13 protein-coding genes and 1 riboswitch are annotated in these 15,291 nt (G+C 72.7%); of the genes, 9 read left to right on the forward strand and 4 right to left on the reverse strand.

Features of this window, described 5'->3' with window-relative positions:
• Nucleotides 1-66: 66 nt before the first annotated feature.
• The 6 genes from VAB18032_RS07500 (at nucleotide 67) to VAB18032_RS07525 (ending at nucleotide 6,952) form a co-directional block, all read left to right on the forward strand.
• Nucleotides 67-1,296: a winged helix-turn-helix domain-containing protein gene (locus tag VAB18032_RS07500; RefSeq protein WP_013732191.1), complete on the forward strand. Its 1,230-nt coding sequence runs from the start codon at nucleotides 67-69 to the stop codon at nucleotides 1,294-1,296.
• Between the two features lie 5 nt (nucleotides 1,297-1,301).
• On the forward strand, nucleotides 1,302-2,024 hold the full coding sequence (locus tag VAB18032_RS07505) for a DUF2752 domain-containing protein (protein ID WP_081476049.1): 723 nt from the start codon (nucleotides 1,302-1,304) through the stop codon (nucleotides 2,022-2,024).
• Nucleotides 2,025-2,203: 179 nt separating this feature from the next.
• Nucleotides 2,204-2,947: an FAD-dependent thymidylate synthase gene (gene thyX / locus VAB18032_RS07510; RefSeq protein ID WP_043723373.1), complete on the forward strand. Its 744-nt coding sequence runs from the start codon at nucleotides 2,204-2,206 to the stop codon at nucleotides 2,945-2,947.
• Between the two features lie 82 nt (nucleotides 2,948-3,029).
• Nucleotides 3,030-3,956, forward strand: coding sequence for a 4-hydroxy-tetrahydrodipicolinate synthase (gene dapA, locus VAB18032_RS07515; RefSeq protein ID WP_013732194.1), 927 nt, complete (start codon nucleotides 3,030-3,032; stop codon nucleotides 3,954-3,956).
• A gap of 52 nt (nucleotides 3,957-4,008) precedes the next feature.
• Nucleotides 4,009-5,700 carry a ribonuclease J gene (locus VAB18032_RS07520; RefSeq protein WP_013732195.1) on the forward strand — a complete coding sequence of 564 codons (1,692 nt, stop codon included), beginning with the start codon at nucleotides 4,009-4,011 and terminating at the stop codon, nucleotides 5,698-5,700.
• Between the two features lie 70 nt (nucleotides 5,701-5,770).
• Nucleotides 5,771-6,952, forward strand: coding sequence for a S1 family peptidase (locus VAB18032_RS07525; RefSeq protein ID WP_013732196.1), 1,182 nt, complete (start codon nucleotides 5,771-5,773; stop codon nucleotides 6,950-6,952).
• A 79-nt stretch (nucleotides 6,953-7,031) separates the two neighbouring features.
• Here VAB18032_RS07525 and VAB18032_RS07530 read toward each other — a convergent pair whose 3' ends face one another.
• Together VAB18032_RS07530 and VAB18032_RS07535 are read right to left on the reverse strand one after the other, a co-directional pair.
• Nucleotides 7,032-8,708: a type III secretion system chaperone family protein gene (locus tag VAB18032_RS07530; RefSeq protein WP_043723379.1), complete on the reverse strand. Its 1,677-nt coding sequence runs from the start codon at nucleotides 8,706-8,708 to the stop codon at nucleotides 7,032-7,034.
• Between the two features lie 35 nt (nucleotides 8,709-8,743).
• Nucleotides 8,744-9,223: a type III secretion system chaperone family protein gene (locus VAB18032_RS07535; RefSeq protein ID WP_013732198.1), complete on the reverse strand. Its 480-nt coding sequence runs from the start codon at nucleotides 9,221-9,223 to the stop codon at nucleotides 8,744-8,746.
• Between the two features lie 113 nt (nucleotides 9,224-9,336).
• On the opposite strand from VAB18032_RS07535, the gene VAB18032_RS07540 reads away from it, so the two are divergent.
• Nucleotides 9,337-11,781, forward strand: a complete 2,445-nt coding sequence (locus VAB18032_RS07540) for a DNA translocase FtsK (RefSeq protein WP_043720003.1) — start codon at nucleotides 9,337-9,339, stop codon at nucleotides 11,779-11,781.
• 105 nt (nucleotides 11,782-11,886) lie between these two features.
• On the opposite strand, the gene VAB18032_RS07545 is transcribed toward VAB18032_RS07540, so the two are convergent.
• The gene (locus tag VAB18032_RS07545; protein WP_013732200.1) at nucleotides 11,887-12,114 is read right to left on the reverse strand and encodes a hypothetical protein; all 228 of its coding nucleotides are present in this window, start codon (nucleotides 12,112-12,114) and stop codon (nucleotides 11,887-11,889) included.
• A gap of 82 nt (nucleotides 12,115-12,196) precedes the next feature.
• Entirely contained in the window at nucleotides 12,197-12,511 is a 315-nt protein-coding gene (locus VAB18032_RS07550) for a DMT family transporter (RefSeq protein ID WP_013732201.1), read from the reverse strand.
• A gap of 57 nt (nucleotides 12,512-12,568) precedes the next feature.
• Nucleotides 12,569-12,634: riboswitch (guanidine-III (ykkC-III) riboswitch) on the reverse strand.
• 92 nt (nucleotides 12,635-12,726) lie between these two features.
• Here VAB18032_RS07550 and VAB18032_RS07555 point away from each other — a divergent pair.
• Together VAB18032_RS07555 and rimO are read left to right on the forward strand one after the other, a co-directional pair.
• Complete coding sequence (locus tag VAB18032_RS07555; protein WP_013732202.1) at nucleotides 12,727-13,656, forward strand: ornithine cyclodeaminase family protein; 930 nt, start codon at nucleotides 12,727-12,729, stop codon at nucleotides 13,654-13,656.
• Between the two features lie 113 nt (nucleotides 13,657-13,769).
• Entirely contained in the window at nucleotides 13,770-15,248 is a 1,479-nt protein-coding gene (gene rimO / locus VAB18032_RS07560) for a 30S ribosomal protein S12 methylthiotransferase RimO (RefSeq protein WP_013732203.1), read from the forward strand.
• The last annotated feature ends 43 nt before the right edge of the window (nucleotides 15,249-15,291 follow it).

Consider the following 15,291-nt stretch of genomic DNA (forward strand, 5'->3'; position numbering starts at 1 on the left):
CGCGGCCGACGACGGCAGGTCCAGCGTGGCGCACGAGTGTCGTACGGCTGACGTAGCCTGCCTGCGATGGCCGCACCGGAATCGCTCTCGCTCGCCCAGGCCCGACGCATCGCGCTGACCGCCCAGGGCTTCGCTGACCCCCTGCCCACCGGGGCACCGACCCGCCGGCACCTGCGTCGGGTGCTCGACCGGGTCGGCCTGATCCAGATGGATTCGGTGAACGTGCTGCAACGGGCGCACTACCTGCCGCTCTACAGCCGGATCGGGCCCTACCCGACGTCGTTGCTCGACTCGGCCGCCTACCGGGCGCCTCGTGAGCTGTTCGAGTACTGGGGCCACGAGGCGTCGCTGGTGCCCGTCGGGCTGCATCCGACGCTGCGCTGGCGGATGGCCCGGGCGCACGACGACGCCTGGGGCGGCATGCGGGGCATCGCGCAGGAACAGCCGCAGCTGGTGGCCTGGGTCCGCGACGAGGTGGCTGCCCGGGGGCCGCTGACCGCCGCCGAGATCGAGCACGACGCGCCCCGGACGACAGGCAACTGGGGGTGGAACTGGTCGGCGGTCAAGCAGGCCCTGGAGTTCCTCTTCTGGGCCGGTGAGGTCTGCGCCGCCACGCGCACCACGTCCTTCGCCCGCCGCTACGACCTGCCCGAACGGGTGCTGCCCGCCGAGGTGCTGGCCGCGCCGACGCCGACCGTGGCCGAGGCGTACCGGACCCTGGTCGGCATCGCCGCCCGGTCGCTCGGGGTGGCCGCCGAGCCGGAGCTGCGCGACTACTTCCGGCTGCCGGTGGCCGGGGCTCGGCAAGCCATCGCCGAGCTGGTCGAGGCGGGGGAGCTGAGACCGGTCACGGTGCAGGGCTGGCGGCATCCGGCCTGGCTGCACACCGACGCCCGGCTACCTCGGTGGGTACGCGGCAACACGCTGGTCAGCCCCTTCGACCCGCTGATCTGGGAACGTGCCCGTGCCGAGCGGCTGTTCGACTTCAGCTACCGCATCGAGATCTACGTGCCGGCGGCGAAGCGGGTGCACGGCTACTACGTGCTGCCGTTCCGGCAGGGTGAACGCTTCACCGCCCGGGTCGACCTGAAGGCCGACCGCAAGGCCGGCGTGCTGCTGGTGCCGGCCGCCTGGATCGAGCCGGGCGCCGACCCGGGGGAGACCGCCGTGGCGCTGGCCGCCGAGCTGTACCGCCTGGCCGGCTGGCTGGGCCTGGACGCGGTGGCACCGCCGGCCGCCGGTGACCTCGCCGCCCCGCTGGCCGCCGCCCTGCTGGGCGTGTCAGGTGTACGGTGAGGCTCGTGACGAGCGTTGACCAGCCGCCCGCCCAGCCGCACCAGCCGACCGGCGAACCAACCCCCACCGCACCCGGTGCCCCATCGGGCAGCGCCGCGCCGAGCGGTGTCGGGCAGGCCCCCGCCGCACCCGGTGCTGTCGGGCGGGGCGAAGCGGGGCCGACCCCTGCCGGGGCGGACGGAGCCTGGCCGGGCGGTGTCGGGCCGGGGGCTGGTGCGCCGCATGGTGTGGGGCCGGGTGAGTGGCCGCAGGGATATCCGGGCGGCTATCCGGTGGTCGAGTCGGATCGGCTGTCCCGGTTCGTCGCGCGGGTGCACGCTCGTACGCCCCGCTGGGTGGTGCCGTTGGCCGCGCTCGGCTGTGTCGGCGCGGGCATCGGCTACACCCTGATCAGCGACCCCACCCGGTCGGCGCCGGACGCCCTGCCGAGCTGCCTGCTCAAGCTGACCACCGGGCTGGACTGTCCGGGCTGTGGTGGCACCCGCGCGCTGTGGTACGTGCTGCACGCCGACCTGCCCGCCGCCGCCCGGCACCATTTCCTCTTCGTCTTCGCGCTGCCCTTCCTGGCGTACTTCTTCATCGCCTGGGCCGGCAAGCAGGCGTTCGGTTGGCGACTGCCGGAGCTGCGCGTCGGCCCGAAGGCGGTCGGCGTCTTCCTCGCCGCCTGGCTCGCCTTCTCCGTAGCCCGCAACCTCCCCTGGTACCCCTTCACCACCCTCTACGTCTAACCCACCCCCACCCCACCCTCCCCACCCCCCCGCGCCCGCGATCTTGCAGTTCTGGTCGCGGCATAAGGGGTGAAGGGTGCATCTCGGCGACCACAAGTGCAAGATCGCGGAGTGGTGGGTGGGGTGGGGAGGGTGTGGGGGCGGGGGAGGGGTGGGGTTAGAGTCGCGGAATGCCGGAGATGGTGCAGCCCCAGGTCAGGTTGATCGCGTGGACTCATTTTGAGCCGCCGCAGGACGTGCCGTGGTCGACGGACGCCGACGGCGGGCAGGCGCTCGCCGAGTTCGCCGGGCGGGCTTGTTACCAGAGCTGGAAGAAGCCGAACCCGGCCACCGCCACCAACGCCGGTTACCTCGCGCACATCCTGGAGGTCGGGCACCTCTCCGTGCTGGAGCACGGGTCGGTCAGCTTCTACTTCACCGGGGTGTCGCGTTCGTTCACCCACGAGCTGATCCGGCACCGGCACTTCTCGTACTCGCAGCTGTCCCAGCGGTACGTGCCGGAGCGGGACGCGGCGATGGTCGAGCCGCGGGTGATCGCCGAGGACCCGGAGCTGCACAAGCGGTTCGTCGAGGCCGCCGAGGCGAGCGTACGGGCCTACAACGAGCTGCTGGAGGGGCTGGAGCGGCACTTCGTCGACGAGCCCAACCCGACGCTGCGGCGCAAGCAGGCCCGTCAGGCGGCCCGGGCCGTGCTGCCGAACGCCACCGAGACCCGCATCGTGGTGTCCGGCAACTACCGCGCCTGGCGGCACTTCATCGCGATGCGGGCCACCGAGCACGCCGACGTGGAGATCCGCGAGCTGGCGGTGGAGTGCCTGCGGCAGTTGCAGCGGGTCGCGCCGAACGTCTTCGCCGACTTCGTCATCTCGACCCTGCCCGACGGCACCGAGGTCGCGGCGAGCCCGCTCGCCGAGCAGTCCTGAGCGGGTTCCGGGCGCTGCCCGCCCGGGGCGCATGCCACCCTTCCCCGGCAGTCCTCCAGTCGCTGTCCGATAGGTTGTCACCATGACGCACGACCACGTTGACGCCCCGGCACGGGCGGTGTCCCGCCCCTTCGGCCGGGTGATCACCGCCATGGTGACCCCGTTCACCGCCGAGGGCACGCTCGACCTGGACGGCGCCGCGCGGCTGGCGAACCATCTCGTCGCTGAGCAGGGCAACGACGCGCTGGTGATCAACGGCACCACCGGCGAGTCGCCGACCACCACGGAGGCTGAGAAGGAACAGCTGATCCGCACCGTGGTGGAGGCCGTGGGGGACCGGGCGCGGGTGCTGGCCGGGGTGGGCACCAACGACACCCGGCACACCATCGAGCTGGCCGCCTCGGCGGAGAAGGCCGGTGCGCACGGGCTGCTGGTGGTCACCCCGTACTACAACAAGCCGCCCCAGGCGGGGCTGCTGCGACACTTCACCGCGGTGGCCGACGCCACCGGGCTGCCGGTGATGCTGTACGACATCCCGCACCGCTCCGGTGTGCCGATCGAGACCGAGACTCTGGTCCGGCTCGCCGAGCACGGCCGCATCGTCGCGGTGAAGGACGCCAAGGGCGACCTGACCGCCACCAGTTGGGTGACCAGCCGTACGGACCTGGCGTACTACAGTGGCGAGGACTCGCTCACGCTGCCCGCGTTGGCTGTCGGTGCCGTCGGCGTGGTCGGCACCTCGACGCACTTCAGCGGCGCGGACACCAAGCGGATGATCGAGGCGTACGACGCAGGGGACATGTCGACCGCGTTGACGCTGCACCGTCGACTGCTGCCGCTGTTCACCGGGATCTTCCGTACCCAGGGCACCATCCTGGTCAAGGCCGGCCTGACCGTGCAGGGCCTACCGGCCGGCCCGGTCCGCTCGCCGTTGGTGGACGCCACCGAGGACCAGGTGGCTCAGCTGCGCGCCGACTGCGCGGCAGCGGGCCTACCACTTCCCGAATGATCAAACGACCGGACGGACGCCGGGTGACGGCGTCACAGAATGAGGTGAGCGCGTGACCGAGGCGCACAACGAGGAGGCTCAACTTCCCCCGCCGCTGCCGGAGGGCGGATTGCGGATCATCCCGCTCGGTGGGCTCGGCGCCATCGGTCGGAACATGACCGTCTTCGAGTACGACGGGAAGTTGCTGGTCGTCGACTGTGGGGTGCTCTTCCCCGATGTGGAGCAGCCCGGCGTCGACCTGATCCTGCCCGACTTCGGGCCCATCCTCGACCGGCTCGACGACATCCAGGCGATCGTGCTGACCCACGGTCACGAGGACCACATCGGCGCCGTGCCGTACCTGCTCGCCCACAAGGCCGACATTCCGTTGGTCGGCTCGCAGTTCACCCTGGCGCTGGTCGAGGCGAAGCTGGCCGAGCGGCGGATCCAGCCGTACACGTTGACGGTGCGCGAGGGCGGCCGGGAGCGGCTCGGCCCGTTCGAGTGTGAGTTCTTCGCCGTCAATCACTCGATCCCGGACGCGCTGGCGGTGGCCATCCGTACGCCGGCCGGGCTGGTGCTGCACACCGGCGACTTCAAGATGGACCAGCTTCCGCTGGACGGGCGGATCACCGACCTGGCCGGGTTCGCGCGGCTCGGCGCCGAGGGTGTCGACCTGCTGCTGTCGGACTCCACCAACGCGGAGATCCCCGGCTTCGTCACGCCGGAACGGGAGATCGGCCCGGTCCTCGACTCGATCTTCGCGAAGGCCCGCGGCCGGATCATCGTCGCCTCGTTCGCCTCCCACGTGCATCGGGTGCAGCAGGTCTTCGACTCGGCGCTGGAGCACGGCCGCAAGGTAGCCCTGATCGGCCGGTCGATGGTGCGCAACATGGGCATCGCCCGCGACCTCGGCCTGCTGAACATCCCAGCCGGCCTGGTCGTCGGCCTGGACGAGGCGACCTCGATGCCGCCGGAGCAGATCGTGCTGATGTCCACCGGCTCGCAGGGGGAGCCGATGAGCGCCCTGGGTCGGATGGCCAGCGGTGATCACCGGCACATCACCATCGCCCCCGGCGACACCGTGGTGCTGGCCTCCTCGCTGGTGCCCGGCAACGAGACCTCGGTCTACCGGGTGATCAACCGCCTGGCCCGCGCCGGTGCCGTGGTGGTGCACAAGGACGTGGCCAAGGTGCACGTCTCCGGCCACGCCCCGGCCGGCGAGCTGCTCTACCTGCTCAACGTCGTACGCCCGAGCAACCTGATGCCGGTGCACGGCGAGTGGCGGCACCTGCGGGCGCACGCGCGACTGGGCATCGAGTCCGGCGTCGCGCCGGACCGGGTGGTGCTCTGCGAGGACGGCGACGTGGTCGACCTGGTCGAGGGCCGCGCCAGCCTGGTCGGGCGGGTCAAGAGTCGGTACGTCTACGTCGACGGCCTCGCCGTCGGTGACGTCAGCGAGTCGCTGCTCACCGAGCGGCGCATCCTCGGTGACGGCGGGTTCATCGCCACCACCGTCGTGGTCGACTCGGTCACCGGCAAGGTGGTCGCCGGTCCCACCGTCTCCGCCAAGGGTTTCTCGGAGGACGCTGCGGCGTTCAACGCGGTGATCCCGCTGGTGACCGAGGCGCTGAACCGGGCCGCTGCGGACGGGATCACCGATCCACACCAGCTTCAGCAGATCGTCCGTCGGACCGTGGGCCGCTGGGTCAACGACGCCTACCGGCGCCGGCCGATGATCGTGCCCACCGTCGTCGAAGTCTGAACCGTCCGGCGGTTCTGCCCGTACTCCGACCCGGCAGGCGTGCCCGCGCCCGCCGGGAGGAGCGTGGCGGATGGACCGCAGAAGATTGACAGCCATCGGTGTCGTGGTGGCCGCGGTGGGCGCGGCGGCGGCGGTGACCCTGCCGTCGTTCGCCGGTGACAGCGGTGCGCCGCGGGTGCCGGCCGGTCCGGCGGTGGAGGGTGCCGACCCGCAGGTGGTCGAGGCGCTGCGCCGGGATCTGGGCCTCGACGAGACCCAGGTCGCGGCCCGGCTGAAGACCGAACGCTGGGCCAGCGGCGTGGTCGATCAGCTCCGGACGGAGCTGGGGGCGGACTACGGCGGCAGTTGGCTCAGCGCCGACGGCAGTCAGTTGAACGTGGCGGTCGCCGACCCGGCCGAGGCGGCGCGGGTCCGTGCCGCCGGGGCGGTGCCGAAGGTGGTCGAGCGTGGGGTCGGGCAGCTCGATGCGCTCAAGACCAGAATGGACCGCAGCGCCGCCCGCGCCCAGCAGGTCTCCGGCTGGTACGTCGACGTGGCCTCGAACAGTCTCGTGGTGCTCGCCCAGCCGGGTGCCGAGGCAGCCGGGTGGCGGTTCGTGGCCCGCGCCGGGGTGCCGCGCCAGGCGGTCCGGATGGCCACCGAGGAGCAGCCGCGACTCTTCGCCGACGTACGTGGCGGTGAGCCGTTCTTCGTCGGCGCGGGACGCTGCTCGGTCGGCTTCGCGGTGGTCGGCGGCTACGTCACCGCCGGGCACTGCGGCCGGGTCGGTGCCCGCACCTCCGGCCCGGACGGGGAGTTGCAGGGCGTCTTCCGGGCATCCTCGTTCCCCGGCGACGACTGGGCCTTCGTGCAGGTCAACAGCAACACCCGGGTGCTGCCGGAGGTGACCGACTTCCGGGGCGGCATCGCCCGGGTCGCCGGCTCGCGGGAGGTGCCCGCCGGTTCGTCGATCTGCCGGTCCGGCTCCACCACCGGGGTCCGCTGCGGCACCGTGCAGGCCCGCAACGCCACCGTGCGCTACCCGGAGGGGCTGGTCAGCGGGCTGGTCCGGACCAACGTGTGCGCCGAACCCGGCGACTCCGGCGGCTCGTGGATCTCGGGCAACCAGGCCCAGGGCGTCACCTCCGGTGGCTCGGGTGACTGCGTCCGTGGCGGCACCACGTTCTACCAGCCGATCAACGAAATCCTGCAACGCAACAACCTGACCCTGCTCACCACGCAGAACTTCCGCGCCCTGAGCGGCCAGCGCTGATCTGCCGGGCCCGGCCGGCACGCCAGCCGGTCGGGCCCGCTCGCGGTTGCTCGCGGCCGGGCCCGAGCGCCGGCGGGGGTCAGGGCAGGGCGGCGACCGCCTCGGCGTACGCGACGCCGGTCCGTACCGCCGCGTCGACCAGGACTGTCACCTGGGCCGGGGCCACCCCGTACGCCAGGTCCGTGACCACCTCACCGGCCAACACCAGCTCACCGTCACCGGGATCGTGCACGTACGCCTTGGGTAGCAGCCGGTCCCGGTTCCAGCCGTTGCAGAAGGCGTACGCCTCGGCCCGGCGGGCCGTCGGCAGTCGACGGTCGGCGACCACCCGCGCGTGCAGCACGTCGCCGCGTTCCCCGGCCCGCCGGAACTGGATCACCGCGTCGCCCCAGCGCCCGAGCACCGTGCCGGCACTGTCGAGGGCGTACCGGTCGCCCCGCCGGTCCAACACCGTAGTGATCATCGCCACGGAGAGCGCCCCCAACTCCTCCTCGGCCATGCTCCGGCGCTCGCCCGCCGTTCCGCCGTCCGACCAACGCTCGCCCGCCGGCTCGTCGTCGCCCGCCAGATCCCCGCCGTCCACCGGTTCGCCGTCGATCGGCTCATCGTCGATCGGTTCGTCGGCGGGCAGGGGCACCGGCGGGGCCGACGGTCGTTCGGCCAGCCAGGCGGCCATTCGGCCGGACTGGTGTCCGGTGCCGTTGCGGGCGTCGAAGCTGCCGGCCAACTCGGTGGCGACCGCGAGCAGTTCCGCACCGAGGGCCGCCACCGTGACCGTCGCGGCGGGCCGCCCGTGGTACGCCGGCCGGCGTACCGTCCGGTCGCCGCGCTGCTCGGCGGCCAGGGCGCAGACCAGCGCGCCAGCTGCGGCGAACTCCATCACGGCCAGGTCGTCGTGCGGCTGGTCGAGCCGGGGCACCTGCTCGACGAGGATCTCCAGCCCACGGTCGAGGTGGCCGCCGAGCGCGCAGAACCGCAGATGGGTGGCGAGGTGGTCGAACCCGTCCGGGGCGACGCGGTGGCGACGGTACGCCCGCACGTGCGCCTGCGCCGCCCGCTGCGCCGCGCCCGCCCGCAACCACGGCAGCAGCGCACCGGCCAACGCGGCCTCGGGCTGGGCGGTGCAGCCGACCGTACCGTCGAGCAGGGGTTCGACGGCGGCGAGCGCCTCGGCCCAGTCACCCCAGCCGGCGAGCAGTTCGGCCTGGCGTACGGGCAGGCAGTCGGGGCAGCCGGCGGCCGGGTCCGGGCCGGCGGTCTGCCAGCGTCGCAGCCAGTGTCGGGCGGTGGGCTCGTCCCCGACGTGGTCGGCGATGCGGCAGCGCAGTTGGGCGACGAGGGCCTCGCCGTCGTGGCGCGCCGGGTCGTCCAGCCCGTCCAGTACGGTCCGGGCCTGGTCGAGGCCGATGCGGGAGGTGCCGAGCAGGGCCTCGACGGCGTACCGCTGGTAGCGGCGCAGCGTCTCGTCGTCCGGGCCGACGGGGCGCCTGCCGCCGCCGGGGCGCTGCGGCCGGCGGGCCGTGTCGAGGCAGCGCCGGACGGGCTCGAAGAGCCGCCACCGTTGGCCGCCACGCAGGTGGGCCTCGACCAGTTCGGCCCAGGCGTCCATCGCGGACCCGGCATCGCCGGTGGCCTCGGCGAGGGCGGCGACGCGTTCCAGTTCGGCGATGCGCGCCTCGCCGTCGGGCCTGTCACGCGCGTCGGCCAGCAGGTCGGCGGGACCCCGGTCGGCCCGTCCGTCGGCCGGCGTCGACATCCGTGGCCGGCTGCGGCGGCCGGTGGCCCACCCGCTCACCGGGGTGCCGTCCCCAGGATCTGTCCCACCTCGGTGGCCAGCCCGCAGCCGGTGACGATGCCCCGGTCGAGCAGGCGGTCCAGCTGGTGCGGTGTCACTCCCCGTTCCAGGTCGGTGATGACCTCGCCGCAGATCCGGGCCTGCCCGGCGTCGTCGACGTGCACGAACGCCTTCGGCCAGAACCGGTCCCGGTTCCAGCCGTTGCAGAACTCGTGCAGCCTCGGTACGAGCTCCACCGGGAAGGTGTGCGTGGCGACCGTACGGACCTGGAGCAGTTCTCCGAGGTCGCCGGCGCGCAGGAACCAGATGTGCGCCTCGGCCCATCGTCCGACCAGGTTGCCGCCAGCGTCGGTGGTGACCGCGTGGCCCCGGTTGGCGAGCACCGCGGCGACCAGGTCGTGGGTCAACGGTCGTAGCGTGTCCGGATGCCCGGCCAGCGGGCCGTCCAGACCGTCGTCGTACTCCGGCGACGCCATCGGGCATCCCTTCGCCAGGCAAATATCACGGCAGGTGGCGGGGACCGCGTTGCGACACGCGGAGCCGACCAGGAAGACCGGCGTATCGCGGGACCCGCCGTTACGGTGATGCTATGGCGGGCCGTACCTCTCAAGCGAGCCGGCGACGCGGCGCGTCGCCGCGTGCTGGCGCGAACAGTCGTGCCCGTCAACCGGCGAAGAAGGCCGCCCCGGCGCGGCGTCGCACCACCTCGCGGGGCCCCGGTCCGGCCGCCTACGTCGGTCGCGCGGTCGGGGCACTGTGGATGGGCCTGGCCCACGGCGTCGGCTGGGCGGTACGCGCCGTCGGCCGGCAGGCCGCCTCGGCCCGTGACCTGGACCCGGAGCACCGCCGGGACGGCGCGGGGCTGCTGATGATCGGCCTCGCCCTGCTCAGCGCGGCAGCCCTCTGGTTCTCCGCCGCCGGGCCGGTCGGTGCCCGCCTGGCCGACACGGTCCGGCTCTTCCTCGGCGCCATCTCCGTGGTGGTGCCGGTGCTGCTCGGCATCGGTGCGTGGCGGCTGATGCGCCAGCCCGGTGACCCCGAGCACCGCGGCCGGGGCTGGATCGGCTGGGGTTCCATGCTGATCGCCACCGCCGCGATGCTGCACATCGGTCAGCAGCCGGGTGACCCGGGTGAGCGGGACTTCGCCGGTGGCCTGGTCGGCGCGGGTGTGGGCAGCGTGCTGGAACGGGCGGTCACCGCCTGGGTCGCGGTGCCCCTGCTGATCCTGCTGCTGGTGTTCGGCCTGCTCGTGGTCACCGCGACGCCGATCAACAAGATCCCTGAGCGGCTCGGCCTGCTCGCCGGCAGCGTGATCGGCCAGACCGAACAGGACACCGACGAGCCGGCCGTCACGCCGGCCCGGCGTCGTCCTGCGAAGCGGACCCCGCCGCCGCTCGACCCGGACGACTTCGACGACCCGGGCGATGTGGATCTCCAGGAGACCATCGTCCTGCCGCGCAAGCCGCCGTCGCGGGTGCCCGCGAGCCGCAAGCCGGCCGAGCCGCCGGAGCACTCGCCGGCACCGACCCGGGCCGAACAGCTCGCGCTGACCGGCCTGGCCGGCGACTACACCCTGCCACCGGCGAACATGCTCGGCAGCGGGGCCGCGCCGAAGACCCGCAGCAAGGCCAACGACGAGGTGATCGCCGCACTCACCGGCGTCTTCGAACAGTTCGATGTGGACGCCGCGGTGACCGGCTTCACCCGAGGGCCGACGGTCACCCGCTACGAGGTCGAGCTGGGCCACGGCGTCAAGGTCGAGCGGATCACCCAGCTCTCCCGCAACATCGCGTACGCGGTGAAGTCGCCGGACGTCCGCATCCTCAGTCCGATTCCGGGCAAGAGCGCCGTCGGCGTGGAGATCCCGAACACCGACCCGGAGAACGTGGCCCTCGGCGACGTGTTGCGTTCCCGCGCCGCGACCAGCGACCACCATCCGATGGTGGTCGCTCTCGGCAAGGACATCGAGGGCGGCTACGTGGTGGCCAACCTGGCGAAGATGCCGCACATCCTGATCGCGGGCGCCACCGGCGCGGGCAAGTCGAGCTGCCTCAACTCGCTGCTGGTGTCCATCCTGACCCGGGCCACGCCGGACGAGGTGCGGCTGCTGCTGATCGACCCGAAGCGGGTCGAGATGACCGGCTACGAGGGCATCCCGCACCTGGTCACGCCGATCGTGACAAACGCGAAGAAGGCCGCCGACTCGCTGGAGTGGGTGGTCCGCGAGATGGACATGCGCTACGACGACCTGGCGGCCAACGGCGTCCGGCACATCGACGACTTCAACCGCAAGGTGCGCAACGGTGAGATCAAGGCGCCGCCGGGCAGCGAGCGGGAGATCCGGCCGTACCCGTACCTGCTGGTGATCGTCGACGAGTTGGCCGACCTGATGATGGTTGCCCCCCGTGACGTGGAGGACTCCGTCGTCCGGATCACGCAGCTCGCCCGGGCCGCCGGCATCCACCTGGTGCTGGCCACCCAGCGGCCGAGCGTGGACGTGGTGACCGGCCTGATCAAGGCCAACGTGCCGTCCCGCCTGGCGTTCGCCACCTCGTCGCTGGCCGACTCCCGGGTCATCCTCGACCAGCCGGGCGCGGAGAAGCTGCTGGGCCGCGGCGACGGGCTGTTCCTGCCGATGGGCGCCTCGAAGCCGATCCGTATCCAGGGCGCCTGGGTCACCGAGCGCGAGATCAACGACGTGGTGAAGTTCTGCAAGGACCAGCGCGAACCGGAGTTCCGACCGGACGTGCTGGCTCCCGCGCAGGACAGCAAGAAGAAGATCGACGAGGACATCGGCGACGACCTGGACCTGCTGGTGCAGGCGGTCGAGTTGGTGGTCACCTCGCAGTTCGGCTCGACCTCGATGCTTCAGCGCAAGCTGCGGGTCGGCTTCGCCAAGGCGGGCCGGCTGATGGACCTGATGGAGACCCGGGGCGTGGTCGGCCCCTCGGAAGGCTCCAAGGCCCGCGACGTGCTTGTCAAACCGGACGAGTTGGAAGAGGTCCTGGCGGGCCTGCGCGGCGACGAGGACTGACCGCCGGCAGCGACCGACCGGCGGCGAGGACCGTAGGCGGCAGACCCTGCCGCAGACATGCCACGGGCCCGCCGCGTGGTGCGGCGGGCCCGTCGTGCTGGTGGGTCAGAGCGCGCTGAGGATCAACATGCTGAGCAGCATGGCGACCACGTTGGCGCCGGCGGCGTACCAGCCGAGTGGCTTGTCGCCGAGCACCGCGCCGACGACACCTAGGACCAGACCGATGACTCCGAAGAGGATCGGATTGAGCAGCAACGCGAGAACCGCGCACACGAAGCCCACGATGGTGCAGATGCGGGCGGCGCTGGTCGAACGAACGGTGCTGGTGGCCATGTCTGCCTCCGGATGGTGAGTCTGCGTCTGCCGTCCGGTCTCTACCCACTGGTGCGGTTCGTCACGCCCCCGGTGCCGAGGCTCAGTGGTAGATCTTCAGGCCGACCACCCCGGCGACCACCAGCAGCAGGCAGAGGATCCGGGGCAGGCTTGTCGACTCGCCCAGCGCGAGCATCCCCACCAGGGCGGTACCGGTCGCGCCGATGCCGACCCAGACCGCGTACCCGGTGCCGACGGGGATCTCCCGCAGCGCGTACGCCAGTCCGCCCATGCTCAGCACCAGCGTGACCGCGAAGATCGCGGAGGGGAGGGGACGGGTGAAGCCGGCGCTGCGGTCCAGGGCGATCGCCCACGCCGTTTCCAGCAGTCCGGAGAGCACCAGCACGATCCAGGCCATCGGGGTCACCTTTCGCGGTCGCCCGGGCCACCTGGCGCGGGACGAGTCGGGTCCTTGCACGGGGCGTCTTGGCCTGACCGGGTACGCCCACGACTCGTCCGGGGGACCCTCGCGGGCCACCGGGACCGACCGTAGCACCGGGGGAAGCCGCGGCTCGGGTGAGGCCGATCACCTCGGGTGGACCTCAACCTTGCTTGACGTTGCACGATGGGGGCATGACCCTGCTCATCTCCGATCCGCAGGTCGCTGCCGCGCTTGACGCACCGGCCACCGTGGACGCCATGCGCCGGGCTCTGCTGGCCGCGTACGACGGGCGGCTGGTGGCCCCGCCCCGGGCCGCCGCGCCGCTGGGCGGGGGCCGGATGGTGCTCACCGCCGGGCACCTGACCGGACGGTGGTACGGCTACCGGTCGTACGACACCTTCGGTCACCCGGGAGCCGAGCAGGTGGTGGTGCTGCACGACGGGCAGACCGGCGCGGTGCGGGCGGTGGCCGTGGGGGAGGAGTTGGGGTCCCGACGTACCGGCGGGTTGGGTGGGGTCGCGGTGGACGCGCTGGCCCGCCCGGACGCCGGCACCCTCGGGGTGATCGGCGCCGGCGGTCAGGCGTGGACCCAGGTCTGGGCGGCCGCCGCCGTACGCCCGCTGCGTGAGGTCACCGTGTTCAGCCGTTCGGCGGCCCGGCGGACCGCGTTCGCCGACCGGGTCCGCGCCGAGCTGGGTGTCCCGGCCCGTGCCGTGGACACCGCCCGCGCGGCGGTGCGTGACCGCGACGTGGTGGTGCTCGCCACCACCAGCCCGACACCGGTGCTGGACGCCGCCGACCTCGCCCCGGGCACCCACGTCAACGCGGTCGGCTTCAAACAGCGCGACCGGGCCGAATTCGGCACCGATCTCCTCGACGCCGCCGCTGTGCTGGTCACCGACTCACCGGCGCAGGCCGGGGCGTACGTGCCACCGATGCTGGCCGCCGAAGCGCCGTACGCCTCGCGGTTGCGCGACCTGGGAGCGGTGCTGGCCGGCGCCGCGCCCGGCCGCACCGACGCGGACCAGGTCTCGGTCTTCTGCTCGGTCGGCCTGGCCGGCACCGAAGTGTTCCTGCTCGACCAGGTGGTCCGGGCCCTCGCCCCGGCCGTCCCGACCTGATCCGCCCCGTCCAACCCGTTGGACGCCCCGCCCCACCTGGTGGACAGCGTGCCCAACCCGTTGGACGGCGCGCCCGCCCCGCCGGGCCGGGCGCGGCGGCCCGGTACCCTCGGATGGTGTCTGCCACCTCTTCTGACGGTCGCCGTGTCGCCCTGCTGACCCTGGGCTGTGCCCGTAACGAGGTCGACTCGGAGGAGTTGGCCGCCCGCCTGCACGCCGACGGCTGGCAGGTGACCACCGACGGCGAGGGCGCCGACGTGGTGGTGGTCAACACCTGCGGCTTCGTGGAGAAGGCCAAGCAGGACTCCATCCAGACGCTGCTGGCCGCCGCCGACACCGGCGCGAAGGTGGTCGCCGCGGGCTGCATGGCCGAGCGGTACGGCCGGGAGTTGGCCGACAGCCTGCCCGAGGCCCAGGCGGTGCTCAGCTTCGACGACTACCCGCAGATCGCGGCCCGGCTGGACGCGGTGGTCGAGGGCCGCGAGTTCACCGCGCACACCCCCCGCGACCGGCGTGAGCTGCTGCCGTTGACCCCGGTCGCCCGGCGGGACAGCGCAGTGTCGCTGCCCGGGCACGGCCGAGGGGCCGACGTCGACGAGCACACCCCCGCGCATCTGCGCCCGGTGCTGCGTCGCCGGCTCGACAGCGGGCCGGTGGCCTCGCTCAAGCTGGCCAGCGGCTGCGACCGTCGCTGCGCGTTCTGCGCCATCCCGGCCTTCCGTGGCGCCTTCGTCTCCCGTACCCCGGACGAGCTGCTCGCCGAGGCGGAGTGGCTGGCCAAGAGCGGTGTCCGTGAACTGGTGCTGGTCAGCGAGAACTCCACCTCGTACGGCAAGGATCTGGGTGATCCGCGTGCCCTGGAGAAGCTGCTGCCGCAGCTCGCCGCGATCGACGGCATCGTCCGGGTCCGGGCCAGCTACCTCCAGCCGGCCGAGACCCGCCCCGGCCTGATCGAGGCGATCGCCACCACGCCGGGGGTCGCGCCCTACTTCGACCTGTCGTTCCAGCACTCCAGCGAGCCCGTGCTGCGCCGGATGCGACGCTTCGGCTCCACCGACCGGTTCCTGGAGCTGCTGGCCTCGGCGCGGGAATTGGACCCTCAGGCCGGGGCCCGGAGCAACTTCATCGTCGGGTTCCCCGGCGAGACCCGGGCCGACGTCGACGAACTGGTCCGCTTCCTGACCGAGGCCCGGCTGGACGCGATCGGCATGTTCGACTACAGCGACGAGGACGGCACCGAGGCCGCCGGGCTGCCCGGCAAGGTCTCCGCCGCCACCATCAAGCGTCGGTACGACAAGCTCAGCGCGCTCGCCGACGAGCTGTGCTCGCAGCGTGCCGAGGACCGGCTCGGCACGACAGTCGAGGTGCTTGTCGACTCGATCGAGGGCGACGTCGTCGAGGGACGAGCCGCGCACCAGGCACCGGAAGTCGATGGTTCGACCACCCTCGTCGCGCCCGACGACGGTGGCGTCGACCTGGCCGCGCTTCGCCCGGGTGACCTGGTCCGGGCCACCGTGACCGGCACGGAGGGAGTGGACCTGCTGGCGGTGCCGGATGAGATGATCTCGGCGGCGCCCGGCGCGACACGGTGACGGCGGGCCGAGACGAGAGGGAACGACAGCATGGGGTGCCCGA

Source organism: Micromonospora maris AB-18-032 (assembly GCF_000204155.1).
GTDB lineage: Bacteria > Actinomycetota > Actinomycetes > Mycobacteriales > Micromonosporaceae > Micromonospora > Micromonospora gifhornensis.

What these genes read in the sequence shown, in the direction of transcription:
- VAB18032_RS07500 (WP_013732191.1), top strand. Translation starts at nt 67, where the DNA reads ATGGCCGCACCGGAATCGCTCTCGCTCGCCCAGGCCCGACGCATCGCG.
- VAB18032_RS07545 (WP_013732200.1), bottom strand. Translation starts at nt 12,114, where the DNA reads ATGGCCACCAGCACCGTTCGTTCGACCAGCGCCGCCCGCATCTGCACC.
- VAB18032_RS07535 (WP_013732198.1), bottom strand. Translation starts at nt 9,223, where the DNA reads ATGGCGTCGCCGGAGTACGACGACGGTCTGGACGGCCCGCTGGCCGGG.
- VAB18032_RS07540 (WP_043720003.1), top strand. Translation starts at nt 9,337, where the DNA reads ATGGCGGGCCGTACCTCTCAAGCGAGCCGGCGACGCGGCGCGTCGCCG.
- VAB18032_RS07530 (WP_043723379.1), bottom strand. Translation starts at nt 8,708, where the DNA reads ATGTCGACGCCGGCCGACGGACGGGCCGACCGGGGTCCCGCCGACCTG.
- thyX (WP_043723373.1), top strand. Translation starts at nt 2,204, where the DNA reads ATGGTGCAGCCCCAGGTCAGGTTGATCGCGTGGACTCATTTTGAGCCG.
- VAB18032_RS07550 (WP_013732201.1), bottom strand. Translation starts at nt 12,511, where the DNA reads ATGGCCTGGATCGTGCTGGTGCTCTCCGGACTGCTGGAAACGGCGTGG.
- dapA (WP_013732194.1), top strand. Translation starts at nt 3,030, where the DNA reads ATGACGCACGACCACGTTGACGCCCCGGCACGGGCGGTGTCCCGCCCC.
- rimO (WP_013732203.1), top strand. Translation starts at nt 13,770, where the DNA reads ATGGTGTCTGCCACCTCTTCTGACGGTCGCCGTGTCGCCCTGCTGACC.
- VAB18032_RS07555 (WP_013732202.1), top strand. Translation starts at nt 12,727, where the DNA reads ATGACCCTGCTCATCTCCGATCCGCAGGTCGCTGCCGCGCTTGACGCA.
- VAB18032_RS07525 (WP_013732196.1), top strand. Translation starts at nt 5,771, where the DNA reads ATGGACCGCAGAAGATTGACAGCCATCGGTGTCGTGGTGGCCGCGGTG.